Source organism: Vibrio penaeicida (assembly GCF_030689305.1).
Taxonomy (GTDB): Bacteria; Pseudomonadota; Gammaproteobacteria; order Enterobacterales; family Vibrionaceae; genus Vibrio; species Vibrio penaeicida_B.
Map to the genome: position 1 here is coordinate 1 of NZ_JAUYVM010000047.1, position 2,278 is coordinate 2,278.

Genomic DNA, 2,278 nt, shown 5'->3' on the forward strand with positions numbered 1-2,278 from the left:
CAGTTGGTTAGAATACCGGCCTGTCACGCCGGGGGTCGCGGGTTCGAGTCCCGTCCACTCCGCCATTTATTTAAGAAGCCTCAGCAGAAATGCTGAGGTTTTTTGCGTTCTAGGAAGATGTATTCGACCTACGGTCGAACGAGTCCCGGTCGTATGCGACCCCAGCCACTCCGCCATTTATTTAAGAAACCTCAGCAGAAGTGTTGAGGATTTTTGCGTTTAGGAAAGACATATTCGACCTACGGTCGAACGAGTCCCGGTCGTGTGCGACTCTAACTGCTCTGGCATTGACTCAGAAGCCTTACTAGCAATGGTGAAGTCTTTTATTATAAAGAGGTATATGTTTGCTCTTTCGGCTGAATGAATCCAAGACCCACCCAGTTCTCCACTCTTTTATTCTGACTACCAACATGAGCCAATAAAGGTTGTTCCTTTTCGATAGATGTGCTTTAAAACTCAATGGTGTTGTTATCAAATTTATTATGACTAGGCGTGAATGTGATGGTATTCAGTGTGCTATACCAGAGCTGAAGTTCCTCACTATAGAAAGGTATTAAGTCTTCCGTATCAGGTTGAAGAAGACTTGTGGAGTGGGCTTATGGTCTGGTATCTCTATAAAAGAGTAAATACTCTGGATACAGATCACATGGATCCTTGCCCAGAGATGGATCTAAGAAAGGGTAATCGCGTTCATAGTCGAGAGATCTTTATGATCCCATGTCCAATACTGGTCGTTGCTGATTTGTATCCCTCCAACCCACTTATTTTCAATGGCTGGTGCAGATTCAAAATCTCGGTCGAGCAATTCAATAGAGGCTTTTTGCCATCCCTTTTCATTGATACCTTTTGCATGAATAACGGGGTTTTCACCGAGAGTTAGAGGCTTTATCACCGCCCAATACATAAGATCAGCAAGATATACCAATGGCTCTGCCTCCATATATCGCTTGTAAAGCGTTTTGAAATCCAATTCTTCTTCGCTATTTTTGAGTACTTGAATGGTGATTTCTAGAGTGAGCCCTAATTTCGAGATTGAGTTTGGTAGTTCTTGCAAATGTCTAAAGATGACGTGTTTGATGTTTGGAAATAACGATTCATCAATATGATTGTACTGCTCTATGAGTTTTTTCGGTGTAGGAGAACAAAATGCCGCCCACAGACTTTTTGCAGCGGTAATATGATCAATAGTCAGTTCTTTACGTGTGTCCCAAAGAACTCTTAATGCTTCGGAAGGAAGCTGTCCTAAACCAATGAAACGTTCCCCTCCAGGGAATTTATCGATTTCCATCAACTCAACGCGGTCAAGGTTCTGATAAGAAAGCAGGGCAAGAGTGCGGATGAGCATGAGTTGGTCGTAGTTGTCGTGCTCCACCCATAGGACGATTCTCTGATACTTACTTTCCAATAATTGGTTGGAGTCTCTTACGCTGTCCTCTCGGATGTGCTCTATGGATTTGTCGACCCCTTCCATTTCTGAAATAAGGTTATGGTAAATAAACTCAGAACGTAGAGTGAGTAAACTTTCTTCATTTGCTACCAAGGGGCCAATACAAAAAGGGTCAATGTAAGGAAGAAAATCTCCAATGAATCCGGATTTTTTGAGTGTTCCTTGAATATCATGACCACAACGTACATGCAGTGTGTGGAGGTCGTCGTCTAGCGGGGTAAGAACATTGCCAGATTGGTTTCTGTTACTTTCTAATAACTTTACGTGATGTTTGAGCTTAGCCCAACTAGGAAGCCCAAGTTCACGTGCTATAGAAAGTTGGACATCTGAAAGCTTCACGCTTTCTGCCTCTTGGATATTGGTAATATGGTGTTCATTGAGCCAAATAAGATCGCTTTTAGATCCCGATTTAATGGCTTTAAGGCGTGTTTTAGCTTGTTTCTTTAGGTATAAAAGGTTTAGAGAAAAAGGGTTCATATATTCACCGTCTCATTGCTTCTGTACTCGCTTTTCAGAAGAGAAGGTAAACCGAATTGTGGTTCCCATATGGGTAATATGTTAGTACCTTGAGTATCACTCTTTCCGCGAGTAGGTGGCGTAGGTGGCGCGCAGAGGAGAATATATAACGAATTAGGAGGGAATGAAAGGGTCGTGACGGAAATGCACTAGGCAGGGGGAGTGAGGTGTTTATTTGCTATGAATTAATTGTGTATCTACAACGAAAAAAGCCAAGTCTTTCGACTTGGCTTTTGAATTTGGCTCCCCCTGCGGGACTCGAACCTGCGACATACGGATTAACAGTCCGCCGTTCTACCAACTGAACTAAGGGGG

General features: G+C 43.0%; 1 protein-coding gene. It reads right to left on the minus strand.

The features are described from left to right. Window positions 1-670 precede the first annotated feature (670 nt). Window positions 671-1,924: a DUF1835 domain-containing protein gene (locus Q8W40_RS27840; protein ID WP_305402080.1), complete on the minus strand. Its 1,254-nt coding sequence runs from the start codon at window positions 1,922-1,924 to the stop codon at window positions 671-673. Between the last annotated feature and the right edge of the window lie 354 nt (window positions 1,925-2,278).